The organism is Candidatus Binatia bacterium, assembly GCA_036493895.1.
Taxonomy (GTDB): domain Bacteria; phylum Desulfobacterota; class Binatia; order UBA1149; family CAITLU01; genus DATNBU01.
Genome location: DASXOZ010000079.1, coordinates 49,243 through 69,388, shown reverse-complemented (window position 1 = coordinate 69,388; position 20,146 = coordinate 49,243). Strand labels below are relative to the sequence as shown.

At 65.8% G+C, this 20,146-nt stretch carries 10 protein-coding genes, 1 tRNA gene and 1 riboswitch; of the genes, 3 read left to right on the top strand and 8 right to left on the bottom strand.

The window, feature by feature from the left end; all coding sequences use genetic code 11:
• Window positions 1-66: 66 nt before the first annotated feature.
• Both VGK20_18750 and VGK20_18745 read right to left on the bottom strand, forming a co-directional pair.
• The gene (locus tag VGK20_18750; protein ID HEY2776087.1) at window positions 67-2,046 is read right to left on the bottom strand and encodes a hypothetical protein; all 1,980 of its coding nucleotides are present in this window, start codon (window positions 2,044-2,046) and stop codon (window positions 67-69) included.
• Between the two features lie 113 nt (window positions 2,047-2,159).
• Window positions 2,160-3,632 carry a hypothetical protein gene (locus VGK20_18745; protein ID HEY2776086.1) on the bottom strand — a complete coding sequence of 491 codons (1,473 nt, stop codon included), beginning with the start codon at window positions 3,630-3,632 and terminating at the stop codon, window positions 2,160-2,162.
• A gap of 295 nt (window positions 3,633-3,927) precedes the next feature.
• On the opposite strand from VGK20_18745, the gene VGK20_18740 reads away from it, so the two are divergent.
• Entirely contained in the window at window positions 3,928-5,034 is a 1,107-nt protein-coding gene (locus tag VGK20_18740) for a hypothetical protein (protein ID HEY2776085.1), read from the top strand.
• A 503-nt stretch (window positions 5,035-5,537) separates the two neighbouring features.
• On the opposite strand, the gene VGK20_18735 is transcribed toward VGK20_18740, so the two are convergent.
• Both VGK20_18735 and VGK20_18730 read right to left on the bottom strand, forming a co-directional pair.
• Complete coding sequence (locus tag VGK20_18735) at window positions 5,538-9,017, bottom strand: hypothetical protein (GenBank protein ID HEY2776084.1); 3,480 nt, start codon at window positions 9,015-9,017, stop codon at window positions 5,538-5,540.
• A gap of 267 nt (window positions 9,018-9,284) precedes the next feature.
• Window positions 9,285-11,504, bottom strand: coding sequence for a hypothetical protein (locus VGK20_18730; protein HEY2776083.1), 2,220 nt, complete (start codon window positions 11,502-11,504; stop codon window positions 9,285-9,287).
• 359 nt (window positions 11,505-11,863) lie between these two features.
• On the opposite strand from VGK20_18730, the gene VGK20_18725 reads away from it, so the two are divergent.
• Window positions 11,864-12,205 (top strand): hypothetical protein, encoded by a 342-nt coding sequence (locus VGK20_18725; protein ID HEY2776082.1) that lies wholly within the window; start codon window positions 11,864-11,866, stop codon window positions 12,203-12,205.
• Between the two features lie 100 nt (window positions 12,206-12,305).
• On the opposite strand, the gene VGK20_18720 is transcribed toward VGK20_18725, so the two are convergent.
• Entirely contained in the window at window positions 12,306-14,318 is a 2,013-nt protein-coding gene (locus tag VGK20_18720; GenBank protein HEY2776081.1) for a DUF1302 family protein, read from the bottom strand.
• 214 nt (window positions 14,319-14,532) lie between these two features.
• On the opposite strand from VGK20_18720, the gene VGK20_18715 reads away from it, so the two are divergent.
• Window positions 14,533-14,628 (top strand) — tRNA-Sec (locus VGK20_18715).
• Here the strand turns inward: VGK20_18715 and VGK20_18710 are convergent.
• The 3 genes from VGK20_18710 to VGK20_18700 form a co-directional block, all read right to left on the bottom strand.
• Window positions 14,587-16,224 carry a glycosyltransferase family 39 protein gene (locus VGK20_18710; GenBank protein ID HEY2776080.1) on the bottom strand — a complete coding sequence of 546 codons (1,638 nt, stop codon included), beginning with the start codon at window positions 16,222-16,224 and terminating at the stop codon, window positions 14,587-14,589. The genes VGK20_18715 and VGK20_18710 overlap by 42 nt on opposite strands.
• Before the next feature lie 155 nt (window positions 16,225-16,379).
• Window positions 16,380-17,807 carry a hypothetical protein gene (locus VGK20_18705; protein HEY2776079.1) on the bottom strand — a complete coding sequence of 476 codons (1,428 nt, stop codon included), beginning with the start codon at window positions 17,805-17,807 and terminating at the stop codon, window positions 16,380-16,382.
• Window positions 17,808-17,956: 149 nt separating this feature from the next.
• Window positions 17,957-18,081: riboswitch (cobalamin riboswitch) on the bottom strand.
• A gap of 103 nt (window positions 18,082-18,184) precedes the next feature.
• Window positions 18,185-20,113 (bottom strand): TonB-dependent receptor, encoded by a 1,929-nt coding sequence (locus VGK20_18700; protein HEY2776078.1) that lies wholly within the window; start codon window positions 20,111-20,113, stop codon window positions 18,185-18,187.
• Window positions 20,114-20,146 lie beyond the last annotated feature (33 nt).

The following is a 20,146-nucleotide window of genomic DNA, read 5'->3' as shown; positions in this document are numbered from 1 at the left end:
CGGACACCTGTTGCGCTCGCCGCAAAACGGCGAGCGCTGGTGTCCGACCCCAGGCGTTGGAGCGGTCTATGGGTGCTCGGTCTGGCAGAAGTCGTCGCAGCCGTCACCGTTGACGGTGTTACCGTCGTCGCACTGCTCGTCGCATCCGATCTTGCCGTCGCCGCAGCGGCAGACTTCGATGAAGCCCTTGAGGCTCACGGCTCCCGGTCCGGTGATGCCGCCGACGCTGTTGATCGACGACGACGAAGTGCCCGGTACGCAGAACAGCGCCACGGTCTGGGGACGCGCGGAATCCTTTACGCAGAAGTCGCCGGACTGGGTGCAGTCGGCGTTGGTCGTGCACGTCTTGTCCTGGAACGCGCAGTACGTGCCCAGCGGCGAGGGGCTGCCGGTGCGCGTGATGCGTGACTCGAAGCACGGCTTCGGCTCGATGTCGCAGGTACCTGCGTTGTTGTCCTCGCAGGTGGTGGTTCCCGACGTGCAGCTTCGGTAGCTCTGCTCGGTGCACTTGCCGAGCACCGACGTGGCGCACTGCTCGGACGCGAACTGGCCGCAGATGAACTTGTCGCTGCTGCAGGAGTTGGGCTCCTGCTGCGGCGCGTTCTGCACGTTGCCCGAGCCGGGTCCGACCTGGCAGGTCTGGCCGCTCGGGCAGTCGCCTGTCTCGAAGCACGGCAGGCTGGCGTCGCCGTTACAGAATCCGCACTGGCACCAGAAGCCGCAGGTGACCGGCTGGTCCGGCGCCTCGCCGCACGAGCCATTGCCGGTGCACTGGTTGTCGGCAGTGCACTGGATGGAGCTGTCGCCGGTGCAGCGCTTGCAGTCGGCGTTGGTCGAGCACGCCGCGTTGTTGTCGAGGCACTTGCCGGGGTGACTCTGACACGGTCCGGGGACCGCCGAGCCGGGACAATCGGTATTGGTCGAGCAGGTCTTGCCGGCATTGGTCCCGCCGTAACACTTGAACGGTGCGTTGAGCGGGTTGGACAGGAACTGACTGTTGGCGCACGGAAGCTGCGCCGTCTTGGTCGAGGTTCCCGTCGTCACCTGGCTGAAGCGGATCTCCAGGCCGGCTCCCGAAACGTTCGCATTGAGGGCCGGCGGGCAGTCGAACGAAGTTCCGCCGAAGACCGGGCTGAGAGCGTCGACGTGGCAGACGGCGGCGTCGAACTGGCCTCCGCTGCACGTGAAGGTGCCGCCGATCTGGGGATGATCCGCCGGTGCGCCGCAGCGCGGGCACGGCTTGTCGATCGCGATGCCGAGGAACACGCGCGACTTGAGGCTCGCCGACGTCACCGCTTCACCGGTGGAGGTGTCGGCGGTGCCCGTCAGCACGCTGTCGAAGACGCTGACTACGCATACGGGGGTTCCGCCCGAGGACAGCGGCAGCGGCGGGCCGAATGTGTGAACACACGCGACGCCCGTCGGGCAGTCGGTGTTGGTCGTGCAGCCCTTCAGCGTAGTCACGCAGCGCGGCGCGTCGGTTGGACCCGTGATGTCGCAGGTGGTGTCGCTGCTGCAGTCGCACGTGGCCTTGCAGTTGTTGTTGACGCAGTCGGCGTTCGCCTGGCACTGCGCGTTGTTGTCGGTGCAGCGCTTCATCACGTCGAACGAGATCGACGATCCGATCTCGAGGTCGGAGTTGTGCGCGATGCCGGTCCAGCCGGAATCGAGGTCGGAGCCGGTGCGCGAGTGGAACACGGCCGACGTGCACGGGATGCCCTGCGGGACGACCGAGCAGGAGCAGGTGAGCGTGACGTCCTGGCCTACCGCTTTCTTGAGGTCGAGCAGCGCGTCCGAAGCAGTCACCGTATTGCTGTTGTTGACGTCGCAGTCGCATTTGCTCGGCGAGTCGTCACAGGCCGTCGGCTGGCCAACGGAAGATTTAAGAATGGTCAGCGCGTCGGAGCTGACGGGCGAGGCGCCCGAAGAGCTGGGCTGACCGCAGTCGCCCTTTGCAGCCTGGGCGACCTGCGCGACTTGGGGGGCGAAGAGCATCAGGCCGCCGGCAAGCACCGCGGCGAGGACACTCGTGGTCGATCGGGTCATGGTTCGGCTCCTCCGGTTCGTAAGAAACTGCATCGTCAAAAACGGAAGGGGGAGTCCCGAAACCCGGGACTCCCCCTCCGTGCGAACTAATTAGCTCGTACAGGCCCCTTCAATCAAGGGGCTGGCGTAACAGTGACCGAAAACGCCGCGGTGATCTCGTTGCCGTCCGAATCGGTCGCGTCGTCCTTCACGATCGGGAACTCGGCCGCCGTCGGCGTCTGCCCGGCCGTCGCGTTGAACGTGCACTGCACCAGGTCGGTCGGCGCGGTGAACGGGGTCAGCGCGATCAGTCCGAGGTTCAGCGTCGTGTGCGCCTCGTCGTCGTTAGGCGCGAACAGCGCGCCGACCACAAGGTTGGAGCAGGTGACGCTGCCGCCGCGTCCCTGGAACCCGCCCGGCGCAGCCGAGTAGTTGGTGTGCCACTGCAGGGCTCCGACCGAGCTGCCGGCGGAGTCGAGGTGGAACTTCACGATGAAGTTGTTCGCGCCCGCCGTCGTGGTGGTCGTGTTCGTCGTCGTCGTCACGCCCGCCATCGTCGTCGTCGTCGTCGTCACCGGGCCGTTGCAGTCGATCGATCCGATCGACACCGCAGGCAGCGGCGTGATGTCGACGAGGTTCGGATCCGTAGCGGAGGTCACGGTGACGTGGAAGTCACCCTTGACCGGCGTCACGGAGGCCTTGAACGTGCACTCGGACACGTTCACCGGGCCGCTGAAGCCGTTGAGGCTGATGATGCCCGACGACAGGGTCTGCTGGGCGTCCTTGTCGTTGAAGGCCGCGATCGTGTTCTGGATCAGGCTCGAGCACTGCACGCTGCCTGCCTCGCCGAGGAAGAAGCCCGGCGCGTTGCTGTAGTCGGTGTCGAACTGCAGCGCGCCGACGCTCACGTCGTCGTCCAGGTGGAAGATGATCGTGCAGGTCAGATTGGGCTGCAGCGTCGTCGACGTCGTCGTCGAATTCGTCGTGGTCGTCGAATTCGTCGTCGTCGTCGAGCTCAGCGTGTTCGTCGTCGACGTCGACGTGGTGCTCGTCGAGCCGTTGCACACCGGGTTGTCCTGACACGCCGGGTCGTTGCAGTCGACGAGGCCGTTGCCGTCGTCGTCGATGCCGTTGGTGCAGTTCTCGCACGAGCCCGGATCGGGCGTCAGGCTGATGCAGACCGGAGGCGTGGTGTCGCAGCCGGCAGCCTTGCAGGTGCACTGGGCGCTTGCGGTATCACGCAGCTGCGACAGGTCGACGTCCTGGAATTGGCAGCTGAAGAGGTTGGTGGTTCCCGGGATCGTGCAGTTCGCACCCGAGATCGTCACGCTCATGTCTCCGTCGACTGCCAGCGAGATGTTCGTGATGCTGCAGCCGGTGAGCGCGGAGTTGATGGCGCAGCTGTCTTGCGGAGTGCCCTCGAGGACGGCGTTCGCCTGGCTGAGGTTCAGATTGACGGTGACGCTGCTGCAATTGCCGTTACCGACGATTCCGAAGAACAGGCGGACCAGGCCGCCGCCGTTGCCGCCGTTGTTACAGCCGCCAAGGACGCCGGCCAGCATGAGGGCCGTCGCGCCCATCCCGACTTTGCGAAACCAGGTATTCATTCCACCAACTCCTTCTCTTGAATGTCGTGCGGACGCAGTATTCGAGGGACGCGACAAGAGCCCTCTCTCGCGTCTACCGAGGCCAGCTAAAACGGCTTCGGCGGTAAGGTTTAGCCGGGGTTCTCGTCGGTTGTCAAGCTAGCGACGGCGCAGTGAAGTCACGGAGCGGCGAGACTGGATTGCGAGAATTTCCACGCGTATGACGACCTCACCCTTCTCCGCCCCAGGAGGTGAAATGCCCCACGGGGCAGCGCCTCCGGAGGAGACCCCCTTCAAATCGACCCGAGGAGGAAACATGTCTCGATTTCATTTCATGACGATCAGCAAGTGCAGCCGGCGACGAGTTGCGCTGGGCGCTCTCGCCGCTGCCCTTGTGTGCCCCGTTTCATCCTTCGCCTTTTATCAGGAGACGAAGCTGGAGGGAGAGGTCGGGTCCGATATCGGGGGGGTGTGGCTTTCTGTACAACAGGTGATGCCGGAGTTCCGGATCTCTTATCCCAAGCCTGTCGCCCCGAGGCCGCCGCTCCCGTTCTCCGTCGGCCCCATCCCTGCCGACCTCGAACCGCTGCTCGGCAAGGGTTCGGCCGGGGTGATCGTCACGGGGTGCAGCGACGAGGCCTTCTGCAGGTCCAATTCGATCCTCACCGGTGACGTCCTGCTCAAGATCAATACGAACGACATCACAGACGTCGACTCGTTCCACAAGGTCGCTTCGGGCGACCTGCCGCCGTCGATCCTTTTGTCGATGCGCCGCCCCGCCTTGAAGCAGACGTCGGCGCGCCTGATGAAAATCCGCTACACGGGCAGCGGCAAGGAGACCGCGCAGGGAAGCGAGCTGCAGGAAAAGCTCGAGCTGCGCGTGCTCGACGTCAAGCTGCCGTTCTCGGACGAGATCGCCAAGACCTACGAAACGCACCAGACATTCGCCCCCAGCGCGGCCCAGCTCGAAAATCTCGGGAAAACATGGGCCGAGCTGCCCACCAACGCGCCGCCGCTGCTGTTCAAGGCCTCCCACCGCGCAGTGGCCAAGGACAACTTCGACGAGGCCCTGTCGAGCGACCAGGCCCTCACGAAGTCGCGCCTGGCCTTCGTCATGGACTTCGAGGGAAATCCGACGATCGGCGGCGGCGGCGGCGGCAAGCTCGTCGACCTGTACGGCATCGAGACGATCGAGCCCAAATCGATGGACGGCAATTACATCAGCGTCGCGATCGCCAATGCCCCCTTTCCGATCAACATCGAATTCAAGGGGCGCTTCCACATGACGAGGGTCGCCGACTACTCCGACAAGGACGACGAGCTGCGCGCCAAGGAGGAGCAGGCCAAGCCCCGCGAGGACCTGAGCAAGTACAAGACCCTGCCGGACGTGCCGGCTCCCTCGAAGGCTCCCGACAAGAAATAAGGGACCGCGGTGCACGGGCGGGACTCCGCCCGTGCGCCGTCGTGAACCAGGACACCCCGGCGCGGTCCACTCCGCCCTCCGGCGGGATGGCCCCTGAACCCCTCCCGTAGTCCGCCGTCGGCGGGCCCTACGACATCGACCCCCGCCGCAAGGCCGGCGCCACCGCATCATGGAAAGCTGCCGTTCCAGCGGCGCCCCCGCAGGCTGGCCCGACAGGATCGTTGGACGCTGCGACTGCACCGGCGGCCCCACGAAGTGGATGCGGCCACTTTGCCGCGCCCCCGCCCTCCGCGGCGCGATGTGGATGCGGCCACCTCGATGCCACGGCAGTAATGGGGTCAGGCACCAGGGGAATAGGGTCAGGCACCAGGGGAATGGGGTCAGGCACCAGGGGAATGGGGTCAGGTACCAAGGGAATGGTGCCTGACCCCATCACTGCAGCAAAAAAAAGCCCGCGCCCCCTTTCGGAGGCGCGGGCTTTTTCGTTCGCCTGGCAGGCGTCGCTACGGCAGCGACGTGAAGTTCGGCACCACCATCGAGGGCTGGCGGATGCGTCCAGGTCCCGGCAGGCCAGCCGTCGGGTTGACCGTATTGCTGGACGTCGCCGGGATGCAGAACGTAGCCACCGACAGGGAGTCGGTCGCGTCGCCCTTGCCGTTGAGCGTGCTTCCGCCCTCGGCCGCTCCGTTGTTGATGAAGCAGCTGAGGGTGTCGGCGATGCAGTCGCCCGCACCGACGTAATCGTTGCTGTTGCCGACGATCGAATCGGTTCCGGCCTCGCAGCCTTCAGGCGTGCCGACCTGCGTGGGTCCGCACGACTGGAACTCCCAGCCCTTGCCGTTGCAGTGGTTGAGGACGCCCTGGGCGCAGGCGCCTTCCTCCAGATCGTCCGGCGTGCAGGTGCCGCCGCCGGTGCAGTCGACGTTCAGCGCGCAGTTGTCGCCGTTCTTGTTGCCGCCGTTGCACTTGCCGTGAGGCACGCACAGGAACGAACACAGGCCGCCCGGGCAGGCGTCGTCGCAGGTCACGCTCGGCTCGCAGTCGGTGTTGGTCGTGCAATCGTGGGGCACGCAGTAGCCGTCGGTGCAGGCCGCGCCGCCGACGGTGCAGGCCGTCGCCACGCAGTGGCCGCCACCGGTGCAAAGACCGTTGTTCCCGACGCCGCCGCAGATCGTGCCGTCGTTGCTCCCACCCGTGCAGTGGAAGACGCTGCAGTTGCCGACGTTGCCGGCGCCGCAGACGCGCGGATTGCCGGTGCAGGTGCCGACCGGGCAGTCCGCATTGCTGTCGCAGACCGCTTTCGTGCCGCCGGTGCAGCGGGCGAAGTCCTTGCAGATCTCGCCGAAGTTCGCACCCGCATTGCAGGCCGCATTGCAGCCGTTGGGCTTGTTGCGCGTGCCGCCGCCTCCCGTGACGCAGTTGCACGTCAGGTTCGAGAAGCCGCTGAGGTCGCAAGGCGCCAGCCCCGGCAGTACCTGCGGCGCACTGGTCAGCGGGTTCCAGCGGATTGCCAGGCCTCCACCCGAGACGTTGTTGCCGTCAGGCGGGCAGTCGGACGAGGTCGTACCGAACACGGTATTGGCCTCGATCCGGCAGCTGTTCTGCGCGTTGGTGCCATAGCTGCAGGACAGGTCGAGACGGCACGCGGCATTCTCGCAATCGGGCGACGTGGAGCCGTCGCAGGTGCCGGTCGGGCAGTCGCTGTCGAAGCGGCACTTGACCTGGCCGCAGAGGAACCCGGCGCCGCAGGTCGCATCCGCAGTACCCGGCGTCGTGCACGTGGCGCCCTGGCTCGGGCCGTAACGGCACTGCAGCTCCGGGCCGTTGCAGGTTCCCGAGCACGGGAACAGGTCGGTCGTCTGGCCGACGGTAGCGCAGTAGCCGCCGCACACCGGACACGGTGTTGCCTGCGGCTCTCCGCTCAGGGGCAGGATGATGCCCGAGCGCAGCTCGTAGCTGACCGCGTGCTCGCCGGTGATGATGTTGCGCGTCCCGGTCACGTTCGTGAAGAACTGGCTGTCCACGCAGACCGAGGTTCCTGCGGACGACAGCGGCAGCGGCGCGCCGTTGCGCAGGATGATGCAGCTGTTGGTCTGCTTGTCGCACGCGCCCTTGCAGCGCGACCCTTCGGGGCAATCAGACTGGCTGAAGCAGCTGGCACCCGGGGTATTGCTCGCGTCGTAGCAGCGGCTGGCGCAGTCGCTCGCCGCCTCGCAGGCGCCTCCCGGACAGTCGGCGGCATTCTTGCAGGAGTTGTTGGCGTTGCTTCCGCCGAGGCAGCGGTCGGCGCCGCAGTTGTGGTTCTGGCAGCTGCTGAGCGGGCAGTCGGCAGGCACCGAGCAGACGTGACCCATGTTGGTGCCGCCGAGGCAGACGCCACAGCTTTCGGGCCCGGCGCAGCCATTGCCGGCGAACGGTCCGTCGACGCAGGCGCCGATTCCGGTGCAGGTGCCACCTGGCTGGCAGTTCGTATCCGAATTGCATCGGATGCCGTCGTGGGTGCCGCCCCTGCACGTGCGCTGGGTGCCGGTGCAGGACGCGCCTGCATTGTCGGCGCCGTCGCCGCAGGCATAGCAGTCCGCGCTCTCGTTCACGCCGTCGTTGTTGCCGAACTGGTCGCACGACAGGCCGCTGTCGACGTTCTGCGAGCAGCGCGGCTCGACCGTCGCGTTGACGGTGCAGACCGGGTTCGTGCTGTGTCCCGCGACGCAGGATGCCGCCTTGCCGTGCGCGGTATCGAAAAGGCTGCAGTCGCAGTTGGTGACGTCGGAGACGAATCCGGCGCGGTCGGTCACCTTCGAGTTATGCGATTTTCCGCTCCAACCGTTGTCGAGGTCGGCGGCAAAGCCGTCCGCGAAGACGCGGGCACGCTTGTGGTTCGAGCAGGTGCACTCGAAAGTGTCGCCCGGCGGCAGGCAGAGGCCGGGACAGGCGCTGTCGTCGGTGCCGTCGCACTCTTCGCCGTTCGGTGCGAACTGGTTGGGCAGCTGGTTGACGACGTTGTCGCCGCAGCGTGCCGGAGAGGTCTTCGGATACGCGCCATTGATGATGCTCGAGCCGGCCAGCGGGCGATCCTCGGCGTTTTCCACCGAGATCGCGGCCTGCTCGAGAGCATCGCTGAGGCAGGTCTTGGCTGCGTCCGTCGTCGTGGTCCCGGCGATGCCCGCCTTGCACAGATCGAGGGAGGAGACGTCCGCGTTGGTACACGACGAGTCGATCGCGGATGTGAGCTTGGCCTGGGCCTTCGCGACGGAGTCGGAAGTTTTCTGGTCGTCCGTTGCGCAGGCGTTCGGCAGGACGACCGGGCTCTCGGACGAGAGCTGGGCGACACGGCATTTGCTCACGGCGCCGGCCATCGAGCTCGCGGCCTTCGGCATCGCGCCGACGATCGCGTCGAGGCAGGACTGGGCAGAGGCCGAGGGCGTGGTCGCAAGGCTGCCGAAGATGTTGGTGATGATCTCGTCGGCGACTTCCTCGCCGTAACCCGCAGCGCACTTGGCAAAGCCGTTGCCGTCCTCGAGGGGAGCGCCATTGAAGAATTCGCACTGGGGCCCCGGGAAGCCCATGGCCCCGCTGTTGAACGGCTTCTTGCCGGTGGTGCCGCTGCAGCTCTCGTTCGCGTGGCCGAACGGCGGGCAGCTCGCATCGTTGATGCAGCTCACTCCCGAAATGCTGCACTGGCTCTGGCACTTCTTGGCGATGGTCTTCGCGATCTTCGTCGCGGAGTCGCTGATCGCCTGCGTCGCTGTCGCGTCGGGGCAGGACGGCGTCATGCTGGCCGCGAGCGCGGTGTTCTCACACGCGGCCATCGCCTTGGCGACGGCCTGGGTGTGCTTGCCGATTCCCTTGGTCATCGCCGACTGGCAGCCGGTTTCCTGTTTGGTATTTGCCGCGGCTGCCCACGACGTGGCGGTCCCCGCCGTGATCACAAGGATCGCCGCTGCGGCAAGGCGGAATGTCCCCGCCCATTTGCGTGCTTTCATCGAATTTCCTCCTCCAAGGGCTATCTGAGCGTTGCGCAGGAACCGGTCGCCGGTCGCCGCCGGTCTCCTCCCGGCAGTGGCCGCGGCAACTGAAACTCGGCCAAGATGCTGCTGCGTCTGGCTGCGGGCGCTAACCTACGGAGTCCAGCGGGTTTAAGTCAAGGTGGAACCCGGGGCCCGGCGCCCCGGCAGAAAAAACGAAGCCCCGGACGCAAGGCGCCCGGGGCTTCGGCAGGTGACGCGGCGCGCCGCGTCACGATTCCGTCTTCAGAAGTACCTCTCCTCGACCACGGTCGACGTGTTGACGGTTCCCGGCCCCGGAGCGCCGGTCACCGAGTTCACGCTGCCGTTGGTCGACGGCGGCAGGCAGAAGAGGCCCGCCAGCTGCGGGTTCACCTTGTCCGGAACGCCGTGGACCGTGATCGGGTCGAAGAAGCAGCTCTTCACGACCGGGTACTGGCAGATGCCGCAATCGTTGGCCGGGCACGACCAGGAGTCCGCATTGGTCGAATTGGAGTGCAGCGCATTGCAGTCGGTGTTCGACTGGCAACTGAGCGCGCCGTGCCCGTTCGCCGAGAACAGCGTGTCGCAGAAGGTGTCGACGTCGGGAGCATTGGCGCAGAGGCCGCGGTCTTCCGTCATCGGGTCGCCGACGCACGTAAGATCGCTGCACTTGTTCGGCAGGCGCGGCTCGCCCACACCCTGCGTGCACGACGACGTGTTGTTCAGCATCCCGTCGTCGGCGAGGTCGCACTCATCGTCCGTGTTGCAGGAGAGCGTCTGGTTGCCCGTGCAGACGCCGCAGGTGCACTTGAGCTCGGGGTGCCCGCCCTCGGGATCGCAAGCGTCCTGCGCGGTAAGCGAGGCCGCCCCCGTGGACAATGGCAGATCGATGCGCAACCCCGTGCCGCTGATGTTGGACCCGACACTCGGCGGGCAGTCGAGGCTCTGGCCGCTGACCTGGTGATTGGCCTGGAAGGCCCAGCTCAGGTCGAAGCCCTGCACGTCGCAGGGCAAGCCTTCGCGCGGGCCGCCGAGGCACGTGCCGTCTGCGTGGCCGTCTTCGGCGACGAGGTCGTCGCGGCAGATCGGGCAGGGCCGGCTCTGGTTGGCGCCCGTGTGGACCTGCGAGCTCAGATGGACGTGAAATAGACTCTCGCCGGCGTCGGGTGAGACGGTGCCGGTGACGTCCTGGGTGACGATATTCAACGTGCAGGTAGGCGTACCGCCGGCCGAAACCGCCAGCGGTGGTCCGAGGAAGTACGCGCACGGGCCGCCGCCGCAGGCAGGGTCAGCCAGGAAGGGCATCGTGCACGCCGTCCACGGCGCGTCCTGGCAGCGCGTGAACGCGTAGTACTGGGGACTGTCGTTGCTGATGCCGGTGATGTTGCAGGTTCCGCAGCTTCCGGCCGTCGAGCCCGGACACGTGACACTGCCGGCCAGCGTGTACTGGTCGGTGACGTCGATGTTGTGGCCGAGGCCGGTCCATCCCACCGAAAGCTGGGTCGTGGTCTTCTTGCCGATCGAGCACAGCTGCTGGCAGGTGCCGCCCGTACCGCAATCGCCGTTGGTATTGCAGGAATTCCCGGTGTTCCCGCTGCTGCAGGTACCCGAGTAGCCGTCGCCCTTGGCGCTGCATCCGGCGAAGATCGTCGTGCGGATCACCTTCGGGCACTTGTCCGAATCGAGCGTGAAGATCGACCTGTATGCGTCGTTATCGGCATCCTGCCACGCGGTCTGCGTGCACGTGTTGAAGTTGGCCACCGTGTCGGTCGCACAGCCGTCCATGTCGGCGAGGCTCGACACCGGAGTGCACGCGGCCGTGATGCCGTCTTTCGCCTTCTGCGCAGCGCCGGCAGACTTTCCCTTCGGATCGGAGTCGGTGCAGACCGACGGAATGTAGCTTCCCAGCGCGTCTTCATCGGCCTGGCAGCCGGTTTCGATCTTGAGCGCGGTCTTGACGAACTTGCCCCACCCCTTGGTGATGGCGCCGTGGCACTTCTGGTCGACGCTGCTTGCGCTGATCGTCGCCTGGCTCGGGCTGCCGAGTGTCGTCTCGGCTGCCGCCCCGACGATCGCCCCGGCCATGCACGACAGGCAGTCGCGCACCTGGTTCATCGTGGTCATGGGATCGGGAATGGCCCCGGTGCACGGCGCGGGACAGGTATTGTAGTACCACGACGAGTTCAGCAGCTCGTTCTCGCTCGCGCATGCCGTAGTGACGTTGGTCGTGAACTTGGTAACTGCTGAGGCGTACTTTCCGCCCGTGGCCGCGTCGGCCGCAGTGATGTCATTGCAGTCGGTGCCGGTCAGGGTCGCGTCACCCTTGTCGCGGGCCTTGTGGCACGATGTGATCGATTTGACCGCAGTGTTGACGAGGCTCTGGTAGTTCTTGGCGATCGTCTTGCGGCACGTGAGCGCCGAGTCCGGAAGCGCCGCTGCGAAGGCAGGGGCCGCGGCCAGGCAGACCGCGACGACGGCGGCCAACGCACCGCTCCTCCTGATAATGGTAGATTGCATGTCCTCCTCCTCTGCTGGGGGCCGTTCGGAAAGGCCGGTTTTTTTGCTCCCCGTGGTGCGGAAACGGCCCCGAGTCGGCGGGTACCCTAACGGCGGCGGTCATGTCGAGTCAAGGGCGGAACCCAGTCAGCGCCATCACCATGGCGGGTGTAACCCATCGGATTGACGCTGCACGGGTTTTGCCGACAATCCGCCTCCATCAACCGGTCGGCCTGCGTAAGACCGGAATCTGGAGGACGAAAGTGCAACGCAAGACGAAGCCCCTTGTCGGGTCCGCCGCAGCCCTGCTCGCTGCCGGATCCCTGTTTATCGCCGCCCCGCCAGCCTTGGCAGCCAGCCTGGTATGCCACAAGGTCGTCTCCGACACCGTGACCGGCGAGGGTCGCAACACCGCCCAGGGCTCGCGGGTCAAATGCCCCCCCGGCGAAATGTTGACCGGCGGCTCCTGCTACCCCGAAGTACGTCCCGAAGACGACGGGAGTTGCCAGACATCGGCGATGGGGATCATCCAGCCGGTGGTCGAGCACGGCGGCACCAACGAGGAGGCGTTCTTCACGTGCATGCAGACCGGCGGCACCGACTGCCCGGTCAAGGCGCGCACCCGCGCGATGGCGGTCTGCTGCAAGATCGACGACTCGGCCCCGGGCGACGCCGCCAAGAAAAAGTAGCCGGCCTCGCGAGAAGGAAGAAAAAAAGGGCGGTCGCCGTGAAGCGACCGCCCTTTTTTTTCGATCCGCACCGCCGGCGCCGGGCCGGCGGTGCGCGGCGTCAGAATTGCCAGGTGAACTGGACGCTGGTCTCGGAGCGGCCCCTGCTGCCGCCACCGAGGAACCACGGATCGAAGATCTGTCCGTTGTCCACGTCGTTGGCGTTCTTGTGCCCGTCGTACGGGTTCCACGGGGCGCCCACCCAGATCAGCCTCGTCGTCAGGTTGAGCGCGAGGTCGGGCGTGTAGAACCAGTCGAAGCCGAGCGCCAGCTCCTGCGAATAGCTGTTGACGGGGTCCATCAGGTAGATCAGTGCCGGGACCAGGGTGCCGCCGCGGTAGAAGCCGAGGGCGGCGAACGTCATCAGCACTTCCCACTGGTGGATCGTGTCGCGGCCCTTGCCGGCCGGTGCATCCAGCTTCGGAAGATCGAGTGGTCCGATGAAGCCGGTCTGCTCGCCCGGCAACAGGAAGTTGTTGTCGTCACCGCAGTTCTCGGTGGGACTCGCGGTGTACCCGATGAAGTTCGGATTCTTCGCACCGTCGGCCACGCCGCTGCATCCCGCCCCGCCTGCGAAGCAGTACTCGGGAATGTCGTTGATCGCGCAACGACGGCTCTTCATGTCGATGATGTAGTGCCAGAACAGCTGGCCGGACAGGAAGAACGTCGTCTTCTTGTTGAGCCAGCGGATCCACGTCGGGCGGTCGAACGCGAGCATGCCCTTCCACATGTTCCGCTTGGTGATGCCGGGCAGGAGGATGGGGCCGTTGGGCGCGCGGCCGAACAGCGCGTTCTGCTTGTCGCCGTCGTAGAACGGAAGATCGAAGTCGACGATCGTCTCGACGCGCCACACCGTCTGCGTCCACTCGCCTTCGAACCAGTTGAACGACAGTCCGACCGTGTGGATGTACGGCGCGAAGTACTCGGCGCAGAACTGGTTCTTCGCCCACGGGATCTGCGCGGCAATGTTCGGGTCGTTACCGTTGAACGAAACGCCGTTGCAGAAGTCGGTCGAGCTGATCGACGTTCCGAGCTCGGGCACGAAGACGTTCTTGTCTTCGGGGATGCCGCGCACGATCGCCGTCGGCGAGCCGTCGGGCGCGAACCTCTGGTAAAGGTAGTTGACGGTCCATTCGGTGGAGCCCGCCAGGAAGTGGAAGCGAACGCCGAACTGCGAGTTTTCGGCCGGGTTCTTCTTGTAGTTGCCCTGGTTGAACAGCTTGGTGCCGTTCAGCAGCGAGTCGCAGGTCGAGTCCGACGCGTTGATGCAGAACGACGACTGGAACACGCCGGTTCCCTCGGCGTTGCTCAGGGGATCGAGAAGGCGCGCGCCCCACGGACGCGGCAGGAACGCGATCTTGCCGGGATTCCAGTCGAAGCCCGGATTCCAGTACGCCTCGAGGAAGGTCTGCGAAAGCGGTCCGACCTGCTTCAAGTCCCACAGGCCCTTCACCATGAAGAACGGCTGGCGCAATTCGTCGAAGCCGTAGCCCGGCGGCGGCAGTTCCTGGAAGAAGTGCCACGAAAGGTCGAGCGTGTTCGCGCGGTCGAGCATGCGGAAGCCGTCGCTCTCTCCCCAGACCACCTGCTGCTTACCGATGCGCATCGTCAGCGGGATGCTCTTGAAGTACACGTCGGCGTACGCCTCGCGGATGAGGTTGTTGAACTTCAACTCGTCGCGCGTGTGCTTGGGAATCGAATCGAGGCTGGCGAACTGCGCCGGAATCGGATCACCGGAGATGTCCTTGCGGTCGGACATGCCGGGCGTGTAGTCGTAGACCGAGTCGTAGACGCCGCGGTACAGGACGAACAGGTCGGAGCGCTCGATGAACGGCATGTTCCACGAGTTGAACGCCTTGCCGCGCTGCAGCCACTTGTACTCCAGGCGCAGCTTCAGCGTGTTGCGCTGCATGATGAAGTACCACTTGTCGATGTCCGGAGTGCGGAAGATGTTGGTCGTACGCAGGCTTCCGCCGAAGTCGACGTTCGCGTCGCGGTAGATGGCGTGAGCCGGTGTCGGCGCCAGGATCGCCAGACAGACTGCTACCTTCAGGAAGGTCGATAGCCTTTTCATTCCCAAAACCCCTCTCTTTCTGGTCCGGAACCGCCTCAGACCCTCTCCTCGGCGATCCACAACAATCGGAAGTGAAGGCATTAGAACATCCGGACCAAGGTTGGGCAACCCGTACGAAAGGACGCCAATCCGCCGACTTGCGCATGGCGGCGTTCGTTGGTGAATGGGATCCACGTGTGCGAGGGCGCTGTGCACAGGCGCCGCCGGCTCAGTCGGAGAGGGATCGGGTCCGGTGGCCCGGCCGGTCTTCAAAACCGTGATATCGGTCTCAACGGCCGATGGAGGGTTCGACTCCCTCCCTTCTCCGCCAGTCGCCGCCCTCTGCGAAACGTTCGGCGAGGCTTCCGCCGACGACGAGCACCTGTCCGTCGGCCGACCCCCAGGCCACGCTCATCCACGACGGCATCGGCTCCAGTCCGAGCTCCGGTAGAAATTTCGCCCTCGTGAGCAGCGCTGCGTCGTCGCCTGCGACGAGCTCCGGCACGGCCGACTCCGGATCGTCGGCACGCCGGACGTATCTTCCTGCGTAGAACGCCATCGCGTGCGGCGCGACCCTGTAGCTCGTCAGCGCCGCATGCGGCGGAAGCAGGACCTTGATGATTTCGGCCGCTCCTTTCTGGCTTTCGCGCGCATTTACCGCGTCGGCGGCGCTGCCGTAGACCATTGCGATCAGCGCCAGCGACGACAGCACCATCGCCGAAGGAACGGACTGGTCGTCGTGGGCATGGCGGTACGTCCATACCGCGACGGCGACGGCCGCCGCCGCCAACGGCGTATGGTGCCAGTCCGACGGTCTTGCGATGATCACCCACATGGCGCCGCCGACGGCCACGGCGGCGGCGACGAAAGTCCAGCCGACGGCGGCGAATTCCATCGCGCGAGGCAGTTCGACGCGTCGCGTCAGGCGATCGTCGATATAGACGGCGACGAGGGCGAGCAGCGGCGGGAATGCCCCGAGCACGTAGGTGGGAACCTTGGTCTGCGAGAAGCTGAAGAAACCGATGATGACGGTCGCCCACGCCAGTGCGTGGCGAACGCCGGCCGAAGGGTTCTTCCACGCTGCGGCGACAGCCGTCGGCACGAGGATGCTCCACGGCAGCATCACGATCGGCATCGCGAGAAGGTAGAAGTACCACGGCTCCTGGTGGGCGAGCGCGCCCGGCACGGCGTAGCGCGCGAAGTTGTGCTCCCAGAGGAAGGTGCGGATGTACGCGGGATCGATCGCGTACGCAGCCGCGTACCACGGGCCGGCAAGCGCAGCCATGAGCAGCAGGCCGCGCACCGGGTGCAGGCGCAGCAGCAGCGTCGGTCGCCGCTCGAAGACGGCAGCGACGACGGCGACTCCGCCGACGATGACGAGCGCTACGGGTCCCTTGGCGAGTACCCCGACGGCCGTGCAGGCGTACATCGGCCACATGGGGCGGCGCCGCGACGGGGGATCGGCAAGGACGACGCCGAGCCAGCACAGCGCGCCGGTCATCGCGGCCGTCAGCAGCATGTCGATGACGACGTAGCGACCGACGGCGACGAAGAAGAGCGTCGTACCGAGCAGAAGGACGACCCAGTGCGCGGCGCCGCTTCCCCAGGCTCTTCGCACCCACCACGACGTCATGCCGACCGAAAACAGCGCGCCGAGCACCGACGGAAGCCTTGCTGCCCACGCGGTGGTGCCGAAGGCCCAGATCGACGCTCCGGTCAGCCAGTAGAAGAGGGCCGGCTTGTCGTAGTAGCCCTCGCCGTAGATGCGGGGGGTCAGCCAGTGGCCCTCGAGGAACATCTCGCGGGCGATCTCGGCATGACGGGCTTCGTCGGGAGTCAGCAAGTCGACGCGCCCGAGCCACGCAACGAGCGCGAACAGCACGACGAGCCACGGCAGGATCGCCGCCCACGGTCTGTCGTCCCGCACCGCGAACACCGCGGCGCGATACCGCGCCCCGCCCGCGCTTGCCACTCATGCAATGGGTGTAATGGGGTCAGGCACCAGGGGAATGGGGTCAGGCACTAGAGGAATGGGGTCAGGCACCATTCCTCTGGCGCCTGACCCCAGGGCTACTCCCCGCGCTATTGCACGAAGGCTAGCGTGAATGGGGCCTGGCCGAGGGCGATCGGTTTGGCGGTCAGCTCGGCGTCTTCGCTCTGGCGGTCGTTGCCTGCGCGGAAGATCCGCACTCCGGCCGGATCGTCCTTCTTGCCGCGGTAAGCGACCCACACCTCACCCGTTTCGGTCATCTCGATGTCGGAGATCACCGCGGTGCTCGAGAGCACCGTGCGCCGCACCGTGCGAGTCGACAAGTCGATGTCGACGACGGAGTTCGACTTGTCGTCGGCGATGATCGCGAACGCGCGGCTGCTGCCGACGATGACGAAGTCGAAGATGTTGGCGCCGAGATCGGCGCCGGACAGCACCAATCCCCGTGACGTGAACGTCGCCGGATCGATGGCCTCGATACCGCCGTCGTGCAGCACATCCTCGCCTTGATGGGTCGGTACGATCTTGCCGGGGCCGCCGGTGAAGAGCAGCTTCTGGAACTCGTCGTACGGCAGCCCCTTCGTCATCGCGAACGGGTTCTCGAACGACAAAGGGATCGTGGTCTTGACGGTGTCCGTCGTCGTGTCGATCACGACGAGAAGGCCGTTCACGTCGGGCTGAAGATTGTCGAGGAGCTGCAGCGATACGAACAAGTCGCTCCCGACCAGCGCCATCTCGTCCATCTGCGGCACGTGGTTGGTCCCGTAGTCGCCGAGATAAATCTGGCCCGTGACGATGCCGTTGCAGGCCGGATCGGACGACGTGTCGAACAACACGGAAGGATCGATGGTCAAGAGGCTCGAGCCCGCGTATGCGGTGACGTAACCTTTCTGCGTCGACACGAACGCCACGTCCTGCGTGTTCGAGTCGAAACCGCCCGAGACGCTGCATTCCTTCTCGTTGGGAAGCAGCGGGTCGTCGACGTCGAGGTACTGCAGCGTGTCGTATCCGTTGCGGTTGACGACCACCGGAATGCCTTGCGGGGCGCGGATCACCGAATCGGTTTCGAGGGCGCCCGCGCGAAACGTGAACGACCGCGACGCAACGTCCATCACTGCCAGCCCCGCCGAGCTGAAGTCCGCCGCCGCCGTGGTCACGACGGCGCGGTGCGCATCGGCGCCGTGGCACGGCGGAATCGTGCCGGCAACGGCAGCCTTCAGCGTCACGAGCGCGTCCGTGGCCCCGAGCTTGCCGTCTCCGGCTCCGCTGCCGGTCACGGGAAACACGTCGCCGCGGCGGTCGTAAGCACCGGCGACAGCGAGTTGCAGCGTCTTCAGCGCATCGGTGGCGGTGAAGTAGCCGTCGCCGCTGGTGTCGCCGCAAAGCGCGGCGAACGCGCACGGCGCATGCGCGGCGAGGAGGATCGCAACGACGGCCGCCGCCCGGCACTTCGTTCGCACGATGGCTGCCGCCCCGGAAAGGAACGTCGCGGCCGCAGCCGCGACCAGAATGATGCGCATCGTCGTTCTCCTACCGGCCCGCGCCGGGGTTTCACGATTCGCCATCCGAAAGATGCAGGAGGTTCGGGATCGAAATCGTCGCGAAGAGCCACGACTCGATTCCCGGTCGCTCCTTCCCCGTCGGAAAGTTCAACCAAAGCGAGCCGCGTCGATATCCTGACTTTGGGATCGTCCGATTCGTCGCGCCTTCCCAGGCATTCGCCCAGTGGCTTCGTTGCGACGGTCGTCCCCCTTCACAGTTGCGGGGCAGTCGAGGAGTTTCACCTCGTTCCCGACACGGAGCGGAATCGCTGCGTTTCGGCTCGCGCGTCGGACCGTAGGGCCCGGCTCGCTAGTTGTCAATCGCGGCTTCGAGTTGCACGGAGACGCAGATCGTCTCAGCGCGCATCGCTGCCCTCTGGCTGCGTCGACCAACTCAGCGTCGCGAAGAACGATCTTCCCGGAAGAGGAAACCCGACTTCGTCCGGCACAAGGGAGTTGGCGAGATTGTCGCACTGGAGCGTCATGCGCAGTCCCTTCCAGAACGGTCCGTAGACGAGCGTCACGTCGTGCACCGTGCGTGTCGGGATCTTCCCGTTCTGGTTCTCGAGATCGTTGTAGTGGGCACTGGCCACGTCGATGGAGTACGCGATCACGAACAGGCCATGGGTCCAGCTCAGGCGGGAATAGACTTCGTGCGGAGGCAGGCTTGCCAGATCGTGGCCCTCGCCGAGAGTGGGGTCGGATTGGTTGATCGCTTTCTGGAACGTGTAGTTGGCAGACAATGCGAACCCCGCCGGACCCTGCCACTCGACGCGGGCTTCGTGCCCGTGAATCGACGCACGCGACACGTTCTGCGCCTGGGCCTGGCGCGAGAACGTCATCATCACGATGATCCCGTCGTCGATCCTGCTTCCGAAATACGCGTACCCGACGGCAAGCCGGCCCCAGCGCGGACTCTGGCCGTTCCATTCGAAGCCGGCATCCCAGGTGATGCCGGTCTCCGGTTGCAATCCGGGATTGGGCTCCGTGAACCCGTTCACACCGTAGAGCTCGTCGAATGTGGGCGGCCGGAAGTACGATGCGACGTTGCTCTTGATCACCAGGTCGTCGGCCGCCTGCCAGCGAAGGCCGAAGCGCGGGTCGGTGTGATTTTCGCTGTCGCTGCTGTCGGCGCGTACGGAATGGGCATCGTTCCACAGCAGCTGCTCGCGAAGCTGGAAGCTGAGCGTCACCGGCAGCGGATGGAGCGTCCAGTCGTCGCCACCTGCCAGCGCCAGCGTGGAGCGATGCGCGTTCTCGTCGCTCAGAACGCCGTCGTCGGCCTGCTGGTCGAAACCTTCCCACGTGTAGTCGCTGCTGAGCGAGAGCCAGTTGGACTTGCCGACGCCGTGGCTCCAGCGCGCGGCCGTCGTCGTCGCCGTGGTCTCTGCGGTGTTGTCGAAGATTGCGCTGCCCACTTCGTCGTTGCGCAACCGTTGCCGCTTCCAGCTGACGTTCTGCTCGATGCTCCACGGCTGAACCGGGCCACGCAGGGCTGCCACCGCGATCTCGCGAGTCGTCTCCAGCTCCGCCTTCGGATGAAAGAGGTGGAATCGCCCGAGCCCGGGCACTCCTTCGTTTTTCCAGAAGAAGAGGTCGCGAAGCTGGAGATCGGCCCAGTCCGTGATGTCGCGGTGCCAGCGCAAAAGAGACTCGGCGGTATCGCTCTGGTTGTTGCGGCGCTTGTGCGTGCTGTCGTCGTCGGGATTGTGCAGCGACCCGTTGTCGTCGACGAAATCGAAATCGCCGTTGGTACGGTGCCACGATGCGAACGCGGATCCCGCACCGCCGGCGACCGGTCCCGCACCGCCGGCATTGAGCTTGCCCGATCCGAAAGAACCGCCTCCCGCCGCGAACGTCGCCACCGGATTCTTCGGGTCGCGAGTCACGACGTTGACGACCCCGGCTGCCGATTGCGGCGAGAGGGCCACCGGTGCGAAGCCTCGATAGATGTCGATGCGTTCGACGGTATCGATCGGCAGGTCCGCGAGGTTGACGATGCCGGTCGACGCCTGTCCGAGCGAAATCCCGTCGAGCAGGATCCGCACCTGCCCGGGCGGCGCGCCGCGGATCGACAGCGTCGCGAAATCGTCGCGGCCTCCTTCGCGGCGCACCTGGGCTCCGACGCTTTCGCCGAGGATCTCGGCCATCGACTGGAAGCTGCGCCACGCCGGGCCGGTGTCGATCGATTCGCCGAATCCCGACAGATCGTCCGGAGCCTGGAAGCTGCGCTCGACGAGAGCGTTGTCGTGCGGCTGCTCGCCACTGACGACGACCGGCGGCAACTCAGGCGGCGCAGGCGTCGAGGGCGTCGAGGG

Bases quoted from the DNA above. Each gene is read 5' to 3' on its own strand.
- VGK20_18750 (HEY2776087.1), bottom strand. From the start codon at position 2,046: ATGACCCGATCGACCACGAGTGTCCTCGCCGCGGTGCTTGCCGGCGGC.
- VGK20_18745 (HEY2776086.1), bottom strand. From the start codon at position 3,632: ATGAATACCTGGTTTCGCAAAGTCGGGATGGGCGCGACGGCCCTCATG.
- VGK20_18740 (HEY2776085.1), top strand. From the start codon at position 3,928: ATGTCTCGATTTCATTTCATGACGATCAGCAAGTGCAGCCGGCGACGA.
- VGK20_18735 (HEY2776084.1), bottom strand. From the start codon at position 9,017: ATGAAAGCACGCAAATGGGCGGGGACATTCCGCCTTGCCGCAGCGGCG.
- VGK20_18720 (HEY2776081.1), bottom strand. From the start codon at position 14,318: ATGAAAAGGCTATCGACCTTCCTGAAGGTAGCAGTCTGTCTGGCGATC.
- VGK20_18705 (HEY2776079.1), bottom strand. From the start codon at position 17,807: ATGCGCATCATTCTGGTCGCGGCTGCGGCCGCGACGTTCCTTTCCGGG.